Annotated in this window: 15 protein-coding genes; 9 read left to right on the top strand and 6 right to left on the bottom strand. The window is 48.8% G+C overall.

Annotated elements, in window-relative coordinates:
- Window positions 1–4: 4 nt before the first annotated feature.
- Window positions 5–322 carry a cupin domain-containing protein gene (locus FRZ59_RS05840; RefSeq protein ID WP_132130493.1) on the bottom strand — a complete coding sequence of 106 codons (318 nt, stop codon included), beginning with the start codon at window positions 320–322 and terminating at the stop codon, window positions 5–7.
- Between the two features lie 12 nt (window positions 323–334).
- Window positions 335–727, bottom strand: a complete 393-nt coding sequence (locus tag FRZ59_RS05845; protein WP_132130492.1) for a DUF1801 domain-containing protein — start codon at window positions 725–727, stop codon at window positions 335–337.
- Window positions 728–904: 177 nt separating this feature from the next.
- Between FRZ59_RS05845 and FRZ59_RS05850 the strand changes: the two genes are divergently transcribed.
- The 3 genes from FRZ59_RS05850 (at window position 905) to FRZ59_RS05860 (ending at window position 7,260) form a co-directional block, all read left to right on the top strand.
- On the top strand, window positions 905–4,183 hold the full coding sequence (locus tag FRZ59_RS05850; protein ID WP_192901599.1) for a SusC/RagA family TonB-linked outer membrane protein: 3,279 nt from the start codon (window positions 905–907) through the stop codon (window positions 4,181–4,183).
- Window positions 4,184–4,237: 54 nt separating this feature from the next.
- On the top strand, window positions 4,238–5,950 hold the full coding sequence (locus FRZ59_RS05855) for a RagB/SusD family nutrient uptake outer membrane protein (RefSeq protein ID WP_225975213.1): 1,713 nt from the start codon (window positions 4,238–4,240) through the stop codon (window positions 5,948–5,950).
- A 140-nt stretch (window positions 5,951–6,090) separates the two neighbouring features.
- On the top strand, window positions 6,091–7,260 hold the full coding sequence (locus FRZ59_RS05860) for an Sb-PDE family phosphodiesterase (protein ID WP_132130490.1): 1,170 nt from the start codon (window positions 6,091–6,093) through the stop codon (window positions 7,258–7,260).
- Here FRZ59_RS05860 and FRZ59_RS05865 read toward each other — a convergent pair.
- Window positions 7,235–7,933, bottom strand: coding sequence for a hypothetical protein (locus FRZ59_RS05865; protein WP_132130489.1), 699 nt, complete (start codon window positions 7,931–7,933; stop codon window positions 7,235–7,237). The genes FRZ59_RS05860 and FRZ59_RS05865 overlap by 26 nt on opposite strands.
- A gap of 140 nt (window positions 7,934–8,073) precedes the next feature.
- Here FRZ59_RS05865 and FRZ59_RS05870 point away from each other — a divergent pair, with 140 nt between their 5' ends.
- From FRZ59_RS05870 to FRZ59_RS05890, 5 genes are all read left to right on the top strand, one after another.
- Window positions 8,074–9,918, top strand: a complete 1,845-nt coding sequence (locus tag FRZ59_RS05870; protein ID WP_132130488.1) for a helix-turn-helix transcriptional regulator — start codon at window positions 8,074–8,076, stop codon at window positions 9,916–9,918.
- A gap of 83 nt (window positions 9,919–10,001) precedes the next feature.
- Complete coding sequence (locus tag FRZ59_RS05875) at window positions 10,002–10,400, top strand: GlcG/HbpS family heme-binding protein (RefSeq protein WP_132130487.1); 399 nt, start codon at window positions 10,002–10,004, stop codon at window positions 10,398–10,400.
- Between the two features lie 327 nt (window positions 10,401–10,727).
- Window positions 10,728–14,108 (top strand): T9SS type B sorting domain-containing protein, encoded by a 3,381-nt coding sequence (locus tag FRZ59_RS05880; protein ID WP_158640541.1) that lies wholly within the window; start codon window positions 10,728–10,730, stop codon window positions 14,106–14,108.
- Window position 14,109: 1 nt separating this feature from the next.
- Entirely contained in the window at window positions 14,110–14,985 is an 876-nt protein-coding gene (locus FRZ59_RS05885) for a PorP/SprF family type IX secretion system membrane protein (RefSeq protein ID WP_132130485.1), read from the top strand.
- Between the two features lie 235 nt (window positions 14,986–15,220).
- Window positions 15,221–16,555, top strand: coding sequence for a hypothetical protein (locus tag FRZ59_RS05890; protein ID WP_132130484.1), 1,335 nt, complete (start codon window positions 15,221–15,223; stop codon window positions 16,553–16,555).
- 269 nt (window positions 16,556–16,824) lie between these two features.
- Here the strand turns inward: FRZ59_RS05890 and FRZ59_RS18885 are convergent, their stop codons facing one another.
- Window positions 16,825–17,154, bottom strand: coding sequence for a helix-turn-helix domain-containing protein (locus FRZ59_RS18885; protein ID WP_225975214.1), 330 nt, complete (start codon window positions 17,152–17,154; stop codon window positions 16,825–16,827).
- 140 nt (window positions 17,155–17,294) lie between these two features.
- Entirely contained in the window at window positions 17,295–17,816 is a 522-nt protein-coding gene (locus tag FRZ59_RS18890; protein WP_225975215.1) for a DJ-1/PfpI family protein, read from the bottom strand.
- Between the two features lie 124 nt (window positions 17,817–17,940).
- On the opposite strand from FRZ59_RS18890, the gene FRZ59_RS05900 reads away from it, so the two are divergent.
- Window positions 17,941–18,873, top strand: a complete 933-nt coding sequence (locus FRZ59_RS05900) for an SRPBCC family protein (RefSeq protein ID WP_132130481.1) — start codon at window positions 17,941–17,943, stop codon at window positions 18,871–18,873.
- 27 nt (window positions 18,874–18,900) lie between these two features.
- On the opposite strand, the gene FRZ59_RS05905 is transcribed toward FRZ59_RS05900, so the two are convergent.
- On the bottom strand, window positions 18,901–19,455 hold the full coding sequence (locus FRZ59_RS05905; RefSeq protein ID WP_132130479.1) for a putative glycolipid-binding domain-containing protein: 555 nt from the start codon (window positions 19,453–19,455) through the stop codon (window positions 18,901–18,903).
- Window positions 19,456–19,474 lie beyond the last annotated feature (19 nt).

The raw sequence follows: 19,474 nt of genomic DNA on the forward strand, positions 1-19,474 counted from the left end.
AGGACTACTTTTCTCCGCCTTCGGGGCCGTAAAAAAACACCCAGGTTGAAAAATTGTCTGAGAAATTAATAAACCTATGCTCGGCGCCTGCGGGTACGAACAGAAAGTCGCCCGGTTTAAAAGCGGTTATCTTCCCTTCCAGGAAGAAATCGCCCTCGCCTGAAATGATGATGTACACTTCGTCTTTGGAATGAGGTTGTTGATGATCCTCTATATGAGGCTGGTAAATTTCAACCTCCAGCGTTCCGTGAGTAAATAATTTTGCGAAAGGCTTATCGGACCTGGACAAGATGCCGCGTGCTTCGTTGGTGCTGATGTGCATATTATAACGTATCTACTTTAATCGCCGCAATTCACCTTTTCGTTTTACTACGTTTTTATAGTCCCATTGGATATGCCGGGATTTTTCAAGCCACCGCTTCAGGTCTTTGGCGCTGACCTGGTCTGCGCGGGTATAGCGGGCGGATGCGTCCCGGAATTTGCCGGTGCCGGGTTCTAAGCCTTCTTCATCGAAACTTGCGCCGCTCCAGAACATCAAACGTACACTATCTTTAAGCTTGCTATAACCTACTATTGGATTTCCATCTAAAAACCATACTGGGTGCCGGTGCCAGATTTTGTTCTCCGCATCAGGGAGGCGTTTGCTGATCTCTCTTGATAACAAATCGCAGATCTCTCTGTCACCATGGGGCAGGGAGTCATTGTATTTCCGGATTTCGGGGTTCATTGTTAACGAAGATACTTAGCTGTTTTTTCTTCTGCAATTCCGCACTTAATCTCATAGCGCGGATCATATGCGCGAAATATCCGGAAATTTTACGGGTATCCGATGCAGCGGCATATTATATCTTGATTTAATACTCGCTGAACACCGGCTTAACAATGCCTCCATAGCTTTGCCGCCATGAAAAATATGTTGTACGTTTTTAAGCTATCTGTGGGACTTCTTTTGGCTGCTTCTTTTTTTTCCGGACCTGAAGCGGCCGCTTCAGGATTTGTGAGGCCCATCCATCCTTCCATGACTGTCGGTTCTGCCGGTTTACGGCAGATTACGGTAACAGGACAAGTGAATGATCCGGCGGGAGAGCCCCTGGTAGGAGTTACGGTGGCTGTTCCGGGAACCAATGTGGGAACCAGTACCGACCTTGACGGCAAATATTCATTGAGCGTGGCAGCCGATGCCGCATTGTCTTTTTCTTTTCTGGGTTACGCTTCACAAACCATTGAAGTAGGCGGGCGGACGGTGATTGATGTGGTTCTCCGGGAGGATGCGGTGGCGCTTGAGCAGCTGGTGGTGGTGGGTTACGGTACGCAGAAGAAAATCAATCTTACGGGCGCTGTTTCACAAATCGGGAGCGAGGTGATCGAGGACAGGCCGGCGCCGAACGTGTCCAGGCTCCTGCAGGGAACATTGCCGAACCTGAACATCAGGATGGTGGACGGCAGCCCCACCCGTACTCCTGACTTTAACATCCGGGGTGCAACCTCCATCGGTGCGGGCGGCAGTGCGCTGGTACTGATTGACGGGGTTGAGGGTGATCCCAACCTGGTGAATCCCAGCGATATTGAAAGTGTTTCGATACTGAGGGACGCTTCCTCCGCGGCGGTTTACGGCTCAAGGGCGGCTTTTGGCGTGGTGCTGATCACCACCAAATCGGCGCGGCAGGGGCAGTCGAATATCAATTTCAGGATAAGCCAATCGTTCAACCAGCGCACGGTGGTGCCTAACCTGGTAACCGATGGCTATGAATGGGCCAGGAACTTTGACGAGGCCTTTTTCGCCTGGTACGACTATAAAACACATCCGATGTCGGTCAATAGTATCTTTCCTTTTTCCCTGGATTACCTTGAACGGCTGAGGATCAACAGCCAGGATCCGAATGCGCCGGATGTCGTTTATAACGAAGACCTTGGGCGTTACGAATATTTCGGGAATACGGACTGGTTTGACCTGCTGCACCGGGAAATGACCCCGGCTACGGAAGCTTCCGTAAGCGCCTCCGGCGGGTCTGATAAGGCAAGCTATTATATTTCCGGCTTGTATTACTTCCAGGACGGTATCTTCGAATATTCCCCGGATAAGTTCAGGAAATTCAATGTGCGGGCAAAAGGCGATGTGAACCTGAATTCCTGGCTTACATTAAGCAATAATATGGATATCAGTACCTTCAGCTATGACTATCCACTGCTGGCTAACGGCGACGGAAACGTTTGGCGTTATCTGAACGTACAGGGTTTTCCCATGGCGGTCATGAACAATCCGGACGGCACGTTTACCCATATCGGCGCCTATACGGGCGGGCCTTTCGCGGACGGGAGCAGCTTTTCGGAACAAAACAGGTTCTTTATCAGGACCACTCCGTCGCTTACCGCCACGCCATTCGGCGAATTATTGACCTTCAAGGCCGACTTTACCTATTCGAGGGATTTCGACAAAGATAAAAGGGTTAACAACTATATCAATTACAGCAATAGTCCCGGGTCGCTTGACCGCTTCGGACAAAGTCTCCTGCGCCAGTATAGTGATGAAACTAGCTACTGGGGTTCGAATATTACGGTAGAACTTAAGCCCGAAACCGGCGAAGACCACGAATTCAGCTTACTGGCGGGCTACAATGCCGAACACTCGGAACTGCAAAGGATGAACGCAAGCCGGGATGGCCTTCTGGTACCTTCTAAGCCGGATTACAACCTGGTGGACGGACTGAATTATTCCCTTGCCGGAGGCGGGCTTGAATGGGCTTACCAGGGCGTTTTTTACCGGGCGAATTACAGCTACAAGAACAAATACCTGCTTGAGCTGAACGGCCGCTATGACGGATCGTCAAAGTTTCCCGAGGAGCAGCGGTTCGGCTTTTTCCCGTCGGTATCGGCCGGATGGAACCTTGCAGAAGAGGCTTTTATGGACGGGACGAATAACTGGCTGGATCAGCTGAAGATCAGGTCGTCCTATGGGTCGCTGGGGAACGGAAATGTCGCTCCTTACCGGTACATGGAAGTCATGTCAGTAGCCAAATCAGGCGTGATACTGGAAGGCGTCCAAAAAGGATATACCTATCTTCCCGGGGTCGTTCCGGCCGGTTTGACCTGGGAAAAGGCGACCACCTTCAACATAGGGCTGGATGCTGCACTGCTGAAATCCAGGCTGAACATAAATTTTGATTGGTATAACCGCCAAACCACGGACATGTTTACCTATGGTCAGCCGCTGCCGAATGTTTTTGGCGCGACGGTTCCCTACGGTAATTACGCCGACCTGCAGACCATGGGCTGGGAGTTAACGCTTGGCTGGAGGGATGACTTCAATCTGGGTAATTCGCCCTTTAACTATAGTTTCACCGGATCTTTATGGGATAACCGGTCAGAGATCACCAAATTCAATAACCCAACCAAAAGGCTGTCCAGCAACTATTACGTGGGTCATGAAATAGGGGAGATCTGGGGTTATGAGACCCTGGGATTCTTTACTTCGGAAGAGGAGATAGCCAATCATGCAGATCAGAGTTTCCTGCAGAATTCAAATAACAGGCAATATTTGCCCGGAGACCTGAAATTTGCCGATCTGAACCAGGATGGCTTTATTAACCAGGGAGAGAATACCGTAGACAATCCCGGCGACAGGAAGATCATCGGGAACAGCTCGCCAAGGTACCAGTTCGGGTTTACCCTCGCCGCTGACTGGAAAGGTTTCGGGATTTCCGCTTTCTTCCAGGGTATCGGAAAAAGAGACTGGTATTTCGCTCCGGAAGCCGATTTATTCTGGGGGCCGTATAACCGTCCCTATGGCTTTCAGCCGGTTAAACTGATGGAAAATATATGGTCGGAGGAAAATCCGGATGCTTATTTCCCAAGATTCAGGGGATATACGGCGCTTGGGGTGAACCGCTCGCTGGGCGCCCCGCAGACCCGCTACTTGCAGGATGCCAGCTACCTGAGATTAAAAAGCCTGACGATCGACTATAATATTCCATCGAAGCTGCTGGAAAAGGCAGGCATGCGGCAGGCCACCGTGTATGTAACAGGCCAGAACATCTTTACATTATCCGGATTATTCAAGTATACCGACAACTTCGACCCCGAGATCATCGAAAATCCCGTTGGCGATATGCTGAACGGATACGGCCAGGGCGATGCCTATCCGATGCTGAAAACATTTACCCTGGGCCTCAACCTCACGTTTTAAATATTAGCAGAAGCAACCATGAACACGACGTTTAAAATTCTGATACTAACCGCCATGACCGGGTTACTCGGCTCGTGCAGCGATTTCCTGGAAACCGAACCTGTTGATAAGCTGGTTCCTGCTGCTTTTTTTGAAAAGGAACAGGATCTTGAGCTGTATACCAACTCCTTTTATCAGCGCATGCTGCCCGGTGGCCTGGAAGTGGTACAGGCGGACGAAATGGGCGAATATACATCTAAAAACCAATCACCGGCATACATCGCAGGCTCCTATACTTCTGTGAACGAGCCTGCCTGGAACTGGACCGATCTGCGGAACATTAACTTCTTCCTGGAAAATTTCGACAACGCGGCGATCCCACAGGAAGTAAGAGATCATTACGAAGGCATTGCCAGGTTTTTCCGGGCCTATTTCTATTTCGATAAAGTGAAACGATACGGTGACGTTCCCTGGTATTCAAAAACCATGACCCCCGGTGACCCCGATCTGTACAAGCCCCGGGATCCGCGGGAAATGGTGATGGATTCGGTACTGGCTGACCTTAATTTTGTCGCAGAACATATTTATGACGAAAAGGACAATAGCTCCTCCCTGGTTACCAGGCAGGTCGCGCTTGCCTTTAAGTCGCGGGTATGCCTGTTCGAAGGCACCTTCCGGAAATATCATACGCAGCTGAACCTGGCTTCTTCGGCCGGCAAGTTCCTGGAAGAAGCAGCGGATGCGGCTAAAAAAGTCATGGAATCCGGCCAGTACACCCTTTATAACACGGGGAACCCGGCTGCCGATTACCGCAGCCTGTTTACCAGCGAAAATCCCGTTAACGAAGAAGTGCTTTGGGCAGTTGTTTACAATAACGCCCTGAAGAGATGGCATAATATTACCTGGAAGTTCAACAGCGCTACCTACGGCGCGCGCTGGGGACTGAACAAGCAGTTCATCAATACCTACCTGATGACGGACGGCAGCCGGTTTACGGACCGTCCCGGTTATGATACCATCCAGTTCGTCAGGGAAATGAAGGGCCGGGATCACCGTTTGGGCCAAACCGTTCGCTCGCTGGGTTATACCCGCAGTAACGGAACTCCTGCGCCTCCTAACTTCGGTTATACCTATACCGGGTATCATATCATGAAGCATAGTCTGGACGACCCCAAACTGGACGGGATCTCCGAATCGTATAATTCAATTCCCCTGATCCGCTATGCTGAAGTGTTACTGAACTATGCCGAAGCTATGGCAGAACTGGGCAAATTCGGCTTGCCGGAATGGAATATGACCATCGCCCCCCTTCGGGAAAGGGCGGGAGTGAACCCGGCCGCTCCCCAGGCCGCCGACCCCTATATGCAGGAAGTGTATTTTCCGGAGATAGCGGACAGGTTCCTGCTGGAAATCAGAAGGGAGAGAGGCATTGAACTTTGCTATGAAGGCCTTCGTTACGATGACCTGCTCAGGTGGAAAAAGGGAGAGCTGCTGGAAATGCAATGGCGCGGGATTTATGTTCCGTCACTAAATTACCCGATGGACCTGGACGGGAACGGCACGCCTGATGTTTCCGTAGTAAAGACGGTACCTGACAACAAGATTCCCGGTGTCAGCTATTTTGTGATAGACGAAAATGCCTCCAGGCTCTCAGAAGGCGATCACGGCCACATCATATGGAGGGATGACGAGGAACGGGTCTTTGATGAGAAAAAATACTTCCATCCAATTTCAAACAGCGATATTGTACTGAACCGGGAACTGGAGCAAAATCCAGGCTGGGAATAAATCCGCTGCCAGGGAATAAATCCAGGCTGGGAGCAAATCCAGGGAGTAAATCAGGCCGGGAGTAAATCCGTTGCCCGGGAATCAGCCTGCAGATGGGAATAATCCCTGCAAACCGGAAACAGACCAGAAACAAACGAATAATGAAGAAATTAAAGCTGCTTGCCTTGTGCATCGCGTTTTCCGCGCTGGTGAAGGGGCCCCTGCTTGCCCAAACGGAAAAATTACATATACCCGACATTCCGGGTTACCTCACTTTGAAAGGCGACTTCCATATGCATACCGTCTTTTCGGACGGACACGTCTGGCCTACTTTCAGGGTGCATGAAGCCCTGCGGGACGGACTGGATGTCATTGCCATTACTGAACACATCGACTACGAAGGTTTTCCGGAGGAAATTGAAAAAAATTATAATAAATCCTTCGAGTTGGCAAAAGAGGCGGCCGGGAATAAAGAGCTGCTGATCATTCCTGGTGTGGAAATTTCTCCGCGGGTTCCGCCGTACCATAATAACGCCCTCTTCGTCACGGACGCCAACGCCTTGCCAAGCGATTACATGAAGAGCGGCAAGAAGGAATTCGTCATGAAGGAAAACATGACCAGGGAGCAGCTGATGGCGCCGTTTTCCGAAGCCAAAAAGCAGGATGCTTTCGTCTTCTATAACCACCCCGGCTGGGGATGGTGGGACGGAAAAGACACCACGCTTTTCACTTCTTTCCACCAGGAACTGCTCGATGAAGGCATTCTCAAAGGAGTGGAAGTTGCTAATTCCGGGAAATACAACGTTATTGCCCACCGCCTGGCAATGAAATATAACCTGACCATAATGGGAAACTCGGATGTTCATTATGATGTGTACCCCCGCTACCGGGACAGCCACCGCCCAATGACGCTCGTTTTTGCAAAGGAAAAAACTGCTGAAGCGGTAAAGGAAGCCCTCCTGGCAAGAAGAACCGCTGTGTTCTTTGACGATTATCTTGTGGCGCGCCAACCAGAAGCCGAAGCGCTGTTCAAGGCGTCCGTTCATGTCCGTACCGAGCAAAAACAACGAAAGAAAGAACGCACGTTAATCGTTCACCTTTATAATGAAAGTGATATTCCCTTCGAAATAGCTGCAAAGAGTGACTATGACATAGAAGGGCTGCCGCTCGGGCGGGTAACCCTGACACCACGCGATACTACCACCATTACCCTAAGAGCAGTTTGGGATTATCCGGACGAAACGGTACTGGGTATCGAGGTAAGCAATATCCTGGTTTCGCCGGAAGAAACATTTAAAACAAGCTTTATCCTCCGGAATGAAGAGAAGTAGCGGCAAATTCGGTGTTGCCATCGGCCGAAAGTAAACGAATGGTATAGGCACCTTTTTCTTCAATTTTTGCCGGGATGCTTTCCATCTCAAAACTGGTGCTGTCCATTTGTTCTTTGGGCCGGTGGCTTTTGCTCATTTCGGTGCTTTTGGCGACATGGTAAGTGTCGTTTTCCACTTTCAGGATCTTGAACCAGCCATGTCCCACGCCGGCGCTTATACGACCCAGTTGTTCACTTTCTTTATATTCTTCAAAATGCCCGAAGAAAATATCACCTTCCGCCAATGGTTGCTCCTTAGCGGCCACATCTTCCGACTTCGGCAAAGGAGGTTTGTTTTCGTCGTAAACAATGAATCCCAGTACAGCGAAACATGCCAGGAGAAAAATCCAGCCTGCGATGGTGATCTTAAAAAAGAAAGGAGGCTTAGGGGCTTCCTTTGCTTTTTGAGCGCAGTAGGCTTTCATCCGGGATGTCCAAAGCCTTTTTGATATCTTCTTTCCCTCGGCAACGTCCCAATATTCGCCAAAAGCTTGTTTAGTATGAGAGGTGTGAAAAAGCGTTCTTCCCTTCGTGCGGAACAGGACCAGCTCCATCTTGTTTCCCGGGTTTTTAGGGTTTTCCAGGCCTTCGGTTTCATGGGCGGCTATTTGATGTTGTCTGATACTAAAAAACATACCTCTTGATTTAATTTGAACGTGCTGGCAAAATTAGGGAGGCAGTGTACCTGAAGCAATCCTGCGCCACATATACAGCGACTACGTTCTTGGAAGGAGCGTCTACAAAGCGTTTACAGGAATTGTTATATTTTTGGCGCATGAGGAAAACAATAGTTGTTTGTTTCTTAATTTTTTTAAGTGCCTCAATAGCCCCGGCTACCGGGCAAGCACAATCTGTCATTGTTGATTCCTTAAAGACCATTATCGATAACGCCGGGACGGCAAACGGCGAACGCATCGAGGCAATGGAACGCCTTTCCAAAATCATGGCCGTCCAAAATCAACCGGAGGATGCCTTCGACATGTTAACGCGGGCGCAGCGGCTCAGCCATGGTGAAGAAGACGGACGGTACGGCGCGTTGGTGCATTCAGCACTGAGTTACCTGCACGTACAACGGGATAGCCTGAAACTCGCATTTCCGGCCATTGACAGCGCTGAATGGTATGCCTCCCGAACGGGGGATAAAGTCGTGAAAGGGCTTGTACGTTTTCGCAGGGGATGGCTGGAGCATATCATAGAAAACACAGACGAGGCTTACCAGGACATGCTGGAAGCGCTTCGCTTGCTGGAAGGAGAAGATACCTTTCTTTATCGGAGCAATATTTATCATTACCTGGCCGCGATACAGGGTTATTGGGGAAATACCGGTAAGCAATTGCATTATACAAGGCTTTGCCTCGATGCCGCGCTGAAAAGCGGAGACCCGGATGCGATGTCCAATGCCTGCCTCAGCATGGGCGCCAGTTATCTTTATCGTTTCCGTAAAGAGCCATCCCGGCGCAAATTGCTGGATTCCGCCAGCTATTACAACCAATTGGTACTGAAACTCACCGACTCCCTGAAAAAGCGCATTACCCTTCCGAGTACGGAGGGCATTGCCGCCCTGAATATGGCCAATCTTTACTTGGAATTTTACCCGCCTTCGTATAAAGATAGCGCCGAGGTGTACCTCAAGCAGGCGCTTGCTGTCGGACGGGAAGTGGATAATTCAGAGATTATTGCCAACAGCTATGGGATTTTAAGCGAATATGCGCTGAACGAAAGTAAATACGGACGGGCCGAAGAACTATTGCTTCAAGCGCTGGACGAGATTTCCGGTAATGCGGGCGGCGCCCTGGTAAAATCACGGATCACTAAAGCGCTGGCGCGGGTGGCCGAGAAAAGCGGTGATGCAGAGGGGGCTCTGGACTATTATAAACAGTACATGCAGCACGACAAGGCGTTATTTGACGAAGCAAAGCTTTCCATGACCCAACGACTTGAAGCACAGTACCAATCTGAAAAGCAAGAATTTGCCCTCGCAACAGCTGAGCAGGAAGCCGCTTTCTCAAAAAAACTGAACCGGTATTATTTGATTTTGATCATTGCCGGCGGGCTGGCCTTGTTTTTCCTGTTCCGGTCGTTTCGTTTTAAATTAAAAGCCTCCCGGCAGCGGGACAGCCTCAGGGCCGAGGAAGCTGCCCGCCTGGAAGCCGAGCGCGAACTCCTTCAGGAACGCCTGAACCAGCTTGAAAAAGAACTCCTTGCCGGTACCTTGCATGTAGAGGAAAAAAACAGGCTGCTGCAGCACCTCCGTGAAAAGCTCGGGTCGCTGGACAGCAGCGACCCTTTGCACCGGCAAATCGACCGCCTGATTGCCAAAAATGATGAAGTGGATGAAGGCTATGACAACATGAAGACGGAATTTGCCGAAATACGCCCGGAGTTTACCGGGGGCCTTCAGCAGCGGGCTGAAAATAAACTTACCCGCCTTGATCTGAAATACTGCTCCTATATCCTGATGGGGCTCACCAATAAGGAGATTGCTTCAAAGCTAAATGTCGATCCCAAAAGCATCCGGATGGCCCGCTACCGGATCAAGCAGAAACTGAAGCTTCAAAAAGACGAAAGTCTTGACCGGTTTATCAACGAGCTGGCTTCAAAGCAAGACATGAGCGCATGAAAATTTCTGTGAACGGTTTCGTTTCGCGGGTGTCAGATTTAAATTCTAACTTCGCATTTAAAGCGAAAAACAATAAAAAAATTATGTCGATTACATTGGAACAGGCCGAAGCCGCCATTAAGGCCGCAAAACAAAAAGCGGAAGAACTCGGTACGCTTATGAATATCGCCGTTATTGATGCAGGGGTTAACCTTACCGCCTTTGCCCGTATGGACGGAGCCTGGCTGGGCTCTATCGATATTTCTATTAAGAAAGCCAAGACCGCCCGTTTTTTCAATATGAACACGGGCGATATCGGCGCGCTTTCCCAACCGGGAGGCCCGCTATATAATATTGAACATTCCAACAACGGACTCATCTCTTTCCCGGGAGGAGTGCTTATCAAGAATGAAAAGGGCGATATAATCGGCGCCATCGGCGTATCAGGAAGCACGGTGGAGAACGATCACGCCGTGGCAGTTGCCGGCGCAGAAGCCCTCTAAAAGACCTTTTTACCGGGAATCCTTAGTTCGTAGACGCTTTGTAGATATATTTCTGCCGGCTGTAGGCGCTGTGTATGCGAATGAAGATTGCCCGGGGCGTTCCGGTACGCTAAATTTGCCCGCAATTGATTCATCGACCCCAAATGGGTTCGTCCGTGCCAGCAACGGAACTTTTGCGAACAGATGCAGCGTATCGTATTTTCATGTTTTTTAGTATTTCTGTTATCATGCGCGTTGGCGCAAGGGCAAACTGTCGTATATGTTTCACCCGGCGGCGCGGGTAACGGATCATCCTGGACACAAGCCAGCAGTTTAACAGATGCCGTGATGAATGCGCCTGAAGGCGCCGAGCTTTGGCTGAAACAGGGCATATATGCTATCACCCAAACCCTGGACCTTTCCGATTATGATCAAGCAGGAATGAGCCTGTATGGTGGATTTAACGGAACCGAAACGAGCCGCTCGCAACGTGATTATGAAAATAATGAAACCATCCTGGATGGCCTCGGTTCAGGAAGGATCCTGTATATCGATGCTGAGGACATTACGGCGAACGGACTCATTTTCCGGAATGGCTTCATTGCGATGCTAAATGAAGGCGGAGGCGCTATTAGCATCCACCGTTCAGGAACCGTTTTGAAGAATTGCATTTTCCGCAGTAATATTTCTGAAAGTGACCGCGGAGCCGGAGCTATTTATAACAGATCCGGTTCGGGACTTCTTATCGATAACTGCCTGTTTGAGAACAATAGAACGCAGGCCTACGCAGGTGATGCAAACGGCGGAGGCGCGATCCATAACTGGGCCGACGATGTCACGATCACCAATTCCATATTCAGAAATAATTCATCGCATAATTCCGGAGGGGCCCTTTATTCCTGGTACGACGACCTCATTTATATTGATGATTGCGTTTTTGAAGGAAACCAAAGCGCCTCTTCGGGCGGAGCCATTCATATGCGCTCCCAGCCTGCTATATCGAATACGGAATTTACCGGAAACAGCAGTGCCGGCGACGGAGGGGCCATCTATAGCGGCGAAGAACTAACGCTGGATAAGGTGATCTTCTTAAATAATACCGCCGGGGGTGACGGAGGCGCCATTTACACCAATAGTGGCGCTCAAACCGACATTGTAAACGCGTTATTTGCCGGCAACCAGGCTAACGGCGAGGGCGGAGCAGTTTTTAATAACGGCGGTTTAAAAATTTCCAACGCCACCTTTGTCAGTAATGAAAATTCGGCCATTGCTATCAGGCCATATACGGCTGATTTTTCGAATATATACAACTGCATTTTCTATAACAATACGTCACCGGACGGAACTTCCCCGGATATTTTACAACCGGTTGCCGGCAGCAATGCGGCTGATCTGGACGTAAGAAGAAATATTCTGCAAGCTGCGATAGACCCTGCTTACGGTTCAGGTAACCTGGTTGGTATTGACCCTTTATTTGTTGATGCCGCTGGTGGCGTTTACACGCTTCAAACTTCAAGTCCGGCAATAGATGCCGGTGTAAATGCATTATTCAACGATGTTTCGGCCACGGATGCCGCGGCATCCACGGATTTAGAAGGAAACACCCGTGTTCAAGGTCAATCGATAGATTTAGGCTCTTACGAGCTGGACCCGTCGACAATTACCAAACCTGGCTGCGCCGTTATCACCGTCCCGGCAGATGATGCTGGTGGTGTGGCGCTGGATGCGGGCATTAGCTGGAACGCGGTCGCTGATGCTTCCGGGTACCGCGTGTTTATTGGTACTAGTGCCGGCGGGAGTGACGTAGTGAATGGGGAGCAGGTAACGGGTACGAGTTTTAATCCGCCTTCTGACTTTGAAGAGAATACAACCTATTATGTGCGGGTAATCCCGTTTAATTCCGCGGGCGTAGCTACCGGGTGTACAGAAATCAGTTTCACGACGGAAACCTTGTTGAGGGCGCCTGGCTGTGCCGTTATTACCGCTCCGGCGAACGGGGCAGGCGATGTGACGCTGGGGGCGGGCATTAGCTGGAATGCAGTTGCCGGAGCTTCGGGGTATCGCGTGTTTATTGGCACTACCGCGGGCGGCTCCGAAATAGTATCTGGCGAGGAAGTAACAGGTACCAGTTTTAATCCGCCTTCTGACTTTGAAGAGAATACGACCTATTATGTGCGGGTAATCCCTTACAACGCTGCCGGCGCTGCTACGGGATGTACAGAAATAAGTTTCACGACGGAGACCTTGCTGAGGGCGCCCGACTGTGCAGTTGTCACCGCTCCGGCGAATGGAGCCAATGACGTGACACTGAGGGCGGGCATTAGCTGGAACGCAGTTGCCGGAGCTTCGGGGTATCGCGTGTTTATTGGCACTACCGCGGGCGGCTCCGAAATAGTATCTGGCGAGGAAGTAACAGGTACCAGTTTTAATCCGCCTTCTGACTTTGAAGAGAATACGACCTATTATGTGCGGGTAATCCCTTACAACGCTGCCGGCGCTGCTACGGGATGTACAGAAATAAGTTTCACGACGGAAACCTTGCTGAGGGCGCCTGACTGTGCAGTTGTCACGGCCCCGGCGAATGGAGCTGATGACGTGACACTGGAGGCGGGCATTAGCTGGAACGCAGTACCTGGCGCTTCGGGGTATCGCGTGTTTGTTGGCACCACCTCTGGTGGGAGCGACGTAGTGTCTGGCGAGGAAGTAACCGCTACCAGTTTTAACCCGCCGGGTGATTTTGAAGAGAATACGACCTATTATGTGTGGGTAATCCCGTTTAATTCGGCGGGCGCGGCTTCGGGATGTACAGAAATAAGTTTCACGACGGAGACCTTGCTGAGGGCGCCCGACTGTGCAGTTGTCACGGCTCCGGCGAATGGAGCCAATGACGTGACACTGAGGGCGGGCATTAGCTGGAACGCAGTTGCCGGAGCTTCGGCGTATCGCGTGTTTATTGGCACTACCGCGGGCGGCTCCGAAATAGTATCTGGCGAGGAAGTAACAGGTACTAATTTCAACCCGCCGGGTGATTTTGAAGAGAACACGACTTATTATGTACGGGTAATTCCGTATAATTCGGCGGGCGCGGCAACCGGGTGTACGGAGATAAATTTCACCACAGAAACCTTGCTGAGGGTGCCTGACTGTGCCGTTGTCATGGCCCCGGCGAACGATGCGAATAATGTGTCCCTTGATGCGAACATCAGCTGGCATGCGGTTGCCGGGGCTACGGGGTATCGCGTGTTTGCCGGTACTACCCCGGGCGGGATGAATGTAGCAAATGGCGAAGAGGTTACAGACACGAATTATGAACTGCCGACTGACCTTGAAGAGAATACGACTTACTATGTGCGGGTAATTCCTTACAACGCTGCCGGGGCCGCTGTCGGGTGTACGGAAATCAGTTTTACAACAACCGAAACCAGCAAAAATATAAGCAGAACCAAGTATGGGATTTCTCCCAACGGAGACGGTATCAATGACCTATGGATAATTGAAGGTATTGAGTACTATCCGGAAAATACTGTTTCCATTTACAATAGATGGGGCGATATGGTGTTTCAGATCCGGGACTATGACAACCAATCCAAAATATTTACCGGGCTTGCCAACAGGCTGACGCGCCTGGGCGCCGGCGCACTACCTTCCGGAACTTATTTTTTTAATATTAAGCACCCCGATAAACAAGGAATTAATACCGTCAAAGGATTCCTGGTTTTAAAACGATAAGATGAGAGTTAGAAAACGCTATTTTATAATTCTAGGTCTTATTATTTGGGGGCCTGGTATCGTCTGCGGCCAAAGAACACCGCTTTTTCCGGAGTATGACCATAATCCGCTTATCGTAAATCCCGCATACGCCGGTATGACTTCGGGATCGGTAACGAGCCTGAGCCATAACAGGTATATCAATAATATGGAGGGTGCGCCTCAAAGTTCGTCGCTGTCCCACCATTCACCTCTATTGGATGGCAAAATGGGCCTGGGAGCAATTATCACCAATGAAAAAATCGGTGTAACAGCAAGCACAAGCGCCGTGGCGGCTTATTCCTACAAATTATTGTTCGGCACTAAAAGAAATAGATCATCCTGGAATACATACGCTCATGTATTTTCTTTTGGAATTACGGCAGGGTTTCAGCGCATTCGCGACAATCTGCTGGAACTGGGTGTTGAAGACGATCCCGAGTTTGCAAAGAACCTTACTGAAACGAGCCTTGTGATCGGCGCCGGATTTTTATATAACAAGAATGATTTCTTTATCGGAGCTTCCGTTCCTAATTTGCTGGAAGAAAGGGCGGCTTACGGATACGCCGGATACAGGTTCTTCGCCGATCAATCTGAGTCAGTATTTTTGAAGCCAAGCGCACTGGTGAAATACGAAAAAGGCGCACCTGTTCAGATCGACATTAACCTTGCCGCAACACTAAATGACAAAGTCGAGATTGGAACAGGATATCGCAGTACTTCTTCCCTGAATTTTCTGGCAGGAGTTTACCCCATTGAGCAATTAAGAGTGATCTACTATTATAACCTGGGACTGCAAAACGAGGTACTGGGCAATAATCACGGCATCATCGCCTCGTTTGCTTTTGGGTATGATTAAGGCCGGCAAGTCAAGCCTTTGCTTCGCGGGACGTAAGCGACCAGCGTAGTACCTGCACCCCTTACCATTGGGCGCTACGGCCGGGTACACCTGCCGCATGACATGAGAGTCAGTATTTTTTCCACTCGTGCATAATCTGAAAAGGTTTAGTTAACATTACTTTAGAATGGATAGCTCGCTTGAATTATTGAAGCTATCATTGATCCTGACACAAAATGTTAATTGAACAGCATATATGAGAAGAAAACTACTTTTATCGACTTTGCTTTTTATAGGGTACTACGGCTATGGTCAAACTCTTCTTGATTCAACCCTATATCGTCAAACGCTGGATAATACCAGAAATAAGCTTTTTGCGAAAATACAGACGATAACCGAGGATGGAAAGGTCCGAACTAGCCTGGTCTCGGAGTATACCTTTAGGAAATTGGTTCAGGAAGATTTCTCCTTATTACTGACCGGCGATAAGAGTAAGACGGCACCTGGCCGCTATGCCGCGCTTGAGATTAACGAAGACGGTCAGCGAGTAACCATTACGCCATTCGCCTGGCACAGGGATCCAATGAAGGGCCCATCAAGATGGATGGGGACCTTGGATGTAAACGCAGGGGTGAACGGTAAAAACATCTGGGACTTTGGCGGGAGAAAGAAACTTTCATTGGGAGGTAGTATTACGCTCCTGGGAGCCAGATACCTTTTCCGGCCCCGCTGGAAGGAAACAGACAAAAAAAAGCAGCCAAGCGTGGATGATTATAATAAAATTTATACCATTGCCCAGGAGGATATGATGGAAAAGCGAAATGCCATCAAACATATAATTGATACGTTGGATTTTGTCAAGATTGCCGGTGATACAACTTCATTAAAAAGAGCGTACCTGGAGCAAGCGAGTATCTATGAGCGGAAACTGACTGATGATAAATGGAATGCCAGATTATTTTATTGGGCCAAGTTGAATATCGTTCCTGTTTCGCTCGACTATTTGGATATTGTTGGGTTGGAAGATTCTTCCTCCTATCAAAGTCCAATGAATAAGAAAGTTTTTACGCCTTCACTGCAGTTATCTGGGAACATTTATGGGGCAACGAGAAGATGGGGCGATGCTTATTTGAACGGCTGGATAAGAATAGGATTTAAACATAATCTATCAGAGATTTATTCAACAACTACCTGGAACAAGATCAGTCCTTTAGGAGATTCGGCGGTTGTTATAGAGGATAGTAAAGAAGTGTATGTACTTGAAAAAACGGCGCTTAGTAAAAAAGCATTGGCCGATGTTGGTGGTCAGCTAATATACTATGTACCTAAGTTCAAATGGCTATACGGGGCAAGGGTTGGTATTGATCTGTCAATGACTTCTAGCGCCTTTATGTCTCCCACGGATGCAAGTACCTCTCATCTTGAAACGTACCATGCGGGCTTCGTTGTCAGCCTGCCGGATAAAGACGGAACGCCTTCTGTAAACCTTCAGGTATTTCATCAATGGAAAAAATACATCGATTATCAAGGAGATGCCGAAGGCATGTGGGGGATGAAATTCAGTATTCCCTTTAATAGCCTGTTTAATTAATACTGGATATCGCGGTTTTAACACGTCAGGAACAATTTGCCATAGAGACGGCCGAACGGCTTATATCGGGCCGGGTTCAACTAACTCAGGATATGTCTGCCACCACAATGGAGTTCAGGTTTTCATCGCAAGCGGAACGGCTCACGGCATGGGTTACTACCGGAATGGAGTAAAAGCCTTTGTAGGTCCCGGGCGAACTAATTCAGGTTACGCGTACTGCCCGAATGGACAGCTCGCCTCGCGAGACGGAAGTGGAAATGCTTATTTCGTTAATAAACGGCGGTTTCTTTGCTGTATTTTTTCTTGTATCCCAGCGGGGACAGGCCGGTTATCTTTTTAAACACTTCCCGGAATGCTTTTTCATCCGAGTAACCCACTTCATACATTACTTCGTTGACGTTTTTTCGCGTGGCTTCAAACGCTTTTTTTGCCGACTCGATCTTTACCCGCTGCAGGTATTCAATGGGTGTGTTTCCCGTGGCCTTTATAAATCGCCTGTCAAAATTCCTTCTGCCAACGGCGAATTTTTGCGAGAGTTCTTCAATAGATATTTTTTCGCGAAAATTGTCTTCGAGGTAGGCCTGCGCTTTTTTGACCACTTCATCCTCGTGCGATTTTTGCCCGGTGAAGATGGTAAAGGCTGATTGCTTTTGGCGTTCGATCTCTATCTGGTAGATCTTGGAGCAATATATGGCCGTTTCCCTGTCGTAATATTTTTCAATAAGATAAATTATAAGGTTTAAGAACGAATAGCCGCCCCGTTAGTGTAAATGCCGTGTTCATCCGTTATTAAACTGTCCGGTTTTACAATTACTTTTGGGAATAGATTTCTTAAGCTATCGGCGGAACCCCAGTGAATGGAACAATTTTTTCCGTCAAGCAGGCCGGTTGATGCGAGGATCATCGCGCCGGTACACATACTCGCCACTTCAGCGCCGTTTTTATATTGCTTTTCAATCCAGCTTGCCAGCAGGGCATTTTCCTTTTCCGGCTTCTTGAAATCATGACTTATCGCAGGAATTATGATGAGATCCGTTTTCCTGACGGACGAAATGTACACTTCCGGCTTGATCGTTAAAAGGCCGTTATTAACCTCCGATTTTTCCGAGGCTCCGGCCAGTTCAACATGAAATACGGGTTCTTTGCCATTCGCCTTCCGGAACGTGTTGGCCCGGTTAAATATGTCGTATGCGCCGCCAATGCAGGCAAATGTGTTGAAGGAGGTTTGAGCGGCGGGTACCAGGATGGTCAGGTGTTTCATTTTTTCAACTTGTATGTTACAAAGCTAGCCGATTATCTTGTCTAAATCAACCCGTTGGGAAGTCTATTTTACACCCACTTTTGATGCTGATATGTCAATAATTTTACAAAAAATATTTAAAGTCATGAAAAACCAGGATTTTACAACAACAATGGTAGTTGAGGCAACGCCTTCTGAAGTATTTAACGCGGTAAATAACGTGCGCGGATGGTGGTCTGAAAATATTGAGGGTGCTACAGACATGCTGAATAGCGAATTTTCATACCATTACCAGGATGTGCATCGCGCCAAAATGAAGATTACTGACTTAGTGCCGGGCGAAGTGGTGGTTTGGCATGTGCTTGATAACTACTTTAAATTCACCACAGACGATACAGAATGGAAAGGCACTCATGTGGTGTTTGAGATTTCCGAAAAGGACGGTAAAACGCAGCTGACATTTACACACCAGGGCCTGGTACCGGAATACGAGTGTTTTAAAATTTGCCAGGATGCCTGGACACATTATATCCAAGGCAGCTTAAAGGATCTTATCGAAAAAGGTAAAGGCGACCCAACGCCGCGGGACGCCGGGAATGAAAGTGCTGAAACACAATCTCCTGAACAACAGCTATCAGCGGACCAGGCAGCCACCAAAAGCATTTATCACAGGCTGCTCATTGAATCACCGGTGGAAACAATTTATAAAGCGCTGACCACAGCGGAAGGATTGGCGGGCTGGTGGACGCCGGACACAACGGCAAAATCCGGAGGCGATATTTTAAGATTTGCTTTCGGCCCGGACTATTTTAAGGAAATGAAGGTAGAAGAACTGAAGCCATACAATAAAGTCAAATGGCTGTGTCTTAAAGGCTATGAAGAATGGATCGACACCACCATTACCTTTGAGCTGGAACCGCACCGCAAGGGATCCACGTTATTCTTTCATCACGATAACTGGAAAGCAGCTACACATGAATTTGCCGGCTGCAGTTACGACTGGGCGCTTTTTCTCAGAAGCCTGAAACTGCTTTGTGAAACCGGCCAAGGATTGCCTTATCCGGATTTCCGTAACTAACGCTTTAGGAGAGCGGCTTACCCCCAGTTATGTTCGTTTAAATAATTCCGGGTAATCAATAACAAGCCCGTCACTATCGACGGTTATCAGCGCCTCAAAGTTATTAGGTACATTTTCGTACAGATATTGTGCTGGAGACATCCGGGTATACTTTTGCCGGACCGGTTTGGTTTCTCCGTTCAAGATGTCCAGGTATAATACCTGGATTTCGCTTGCTTCTCCAAGAGACAGGTCAAGCCGTCTGATGAGAAGCGTATTCGTGAAAGGGGTTAGGGAAATATCGATATCAATGCACCCCTTGAATAGCTCAATGGGGCGTCCTCCGTCAGTTGTCCAGTCACCCTTGCCGTTACTTTGAAGTACTATCTTGTGTTCCTCACCGTTGATCTGACTTTCTATGGAAAAGCCGGTTACCTCCCAGTAGGAATTAGCCAGGATCCTATATTTTACGAGATAGGCTATGTCCCGGTAACTTCCCTCGATGGTTGAAACCGCCTCCATGCATTCGCTGGAAACCGTTATCCTGCAGCTTTCCCTGGAAGCATATTCACATCCTTTCCAATGCAAAATAGCGTTCATCATCTTGTGAAGAAAAAAAAAG

Origin of the sequence: Anseongella ginsenosidimutans (assembly GCF_008033235.1) — a bacterium.
Classification (GTDB): domain Bacteria; phylum Bacteroidota; class Bacteroidia; order Sphingobacteriales; family Sphingobacteriaceae; genus Anseongella; species Anseongella ginsenosidimutans.

What these genes read in the sequence shown, in the direction of transcription:
- FRZ59_RS05855 (WP_225975213.1), top strand. Translation starts at nt 4,238, where the DNA reads ATGACCGGGTTACTCGGCTCGTGCAGCGATTTCCTGGAAACCGAACCT.
- FRZ59_RS05850 (WP_192901599.1), top strand. Translation starts at nt 905, where the DNA reads ATGAAAAATATGTTGTACGTTTTTAAGCTATCTGTGGGACTTCTTTTG.
- FRZ59_RS05840 (WP_132130493.1), bottom strand. Translation starts at nt 322, where the DNA reads ATGCACATCAGCACCAACGAAGCACGCGGCATCTTGTCCAGGTCCGAT.
- FRZ59_RS05900 (WP_132130481.1), top strand. Translation starts at nt 17,941, where the DNA reads ATGAAAAACCAGGATTTTACAACAACAATGGTAGTTGAGGCAACGCCT.
- FRZ59_RS18890 (WP_225975215.1), bottom strand. Translation starts at nt 17,816, where the DNA reads ATGAAACACCTGACCATCCTGGTACCCGCCGCTCAAACCTCCTTCAAC.
- FRZ59_RS05870 (WP_132130488.1), top strand. Translation starts at nt 8,074, where the DNA reads ATGAGGAAAACAATAGTTGTTTGTTTCTTAATTTTTTTAAGTGCCTCA.
- FRZ59_RS05890 (WP_132130484.1), top strand. Translation starts at nt 15,221, where the DNA reads ATGAGAAGAAAACTACTTTTATCGACTTTGCTTTTTATAGGGTACTAC.
- FRZ59_RS05875 (WP_132130487.1), top strand. Translation starts at nt 10,002, where the DNA reads ATGTCGATTACATTGGAACAGGCCGAAGCCGCCATTAAGGCCGCAAAA.
- FRZ59_RS05885 (WP_132130485.1), top strand. Translation starts at nt 14,110, where the DNA reads ATGAGAGTTAGAAAACGCTATTTTATAATTCTAGGTCTTATTATTTGG.
- FRZ59_RS05905 (WP_132130479.1), bottom strand. Translation starts at nt 19,455, where the DNA reads ATGATGAACGCTATTTTGCATTGGAAAGGATGTGAATATGCTTCCAGG.
- FRZ59_RS05865 (WP_132130489.1), bottom strand. Translation starts at nt 7,933, where the DNA reads ATGTTTTTTAGTATCAGACAACATCAAATAGCCGCCCATGAAACCGAA.
- FRZ59_RS05860 (WP_132130490.1), top strand. Translation starts at nt 6,091, where the DNA reads ATGAAGAAATTAAAGCTGCTTGCCTTGTGCATCGCGTTTTCCGCGCTG.
- FRZ59_RS05880 (WP_158640541.1), top strand. Translation starts at nt 10,728, where the DNA reads ATGAATGCGCCTGAAGGCGCCGAGCTTTGGCTGAAACAGGGCATATAT.
- FRZ59_RS05845 (WP_132130492.1), bottom strand. Translation starts at nt 727, where the DNA reads ATGAACCCCGAAATCCGGAAATACAATGACTCCCTGCCCCATGGTGAC.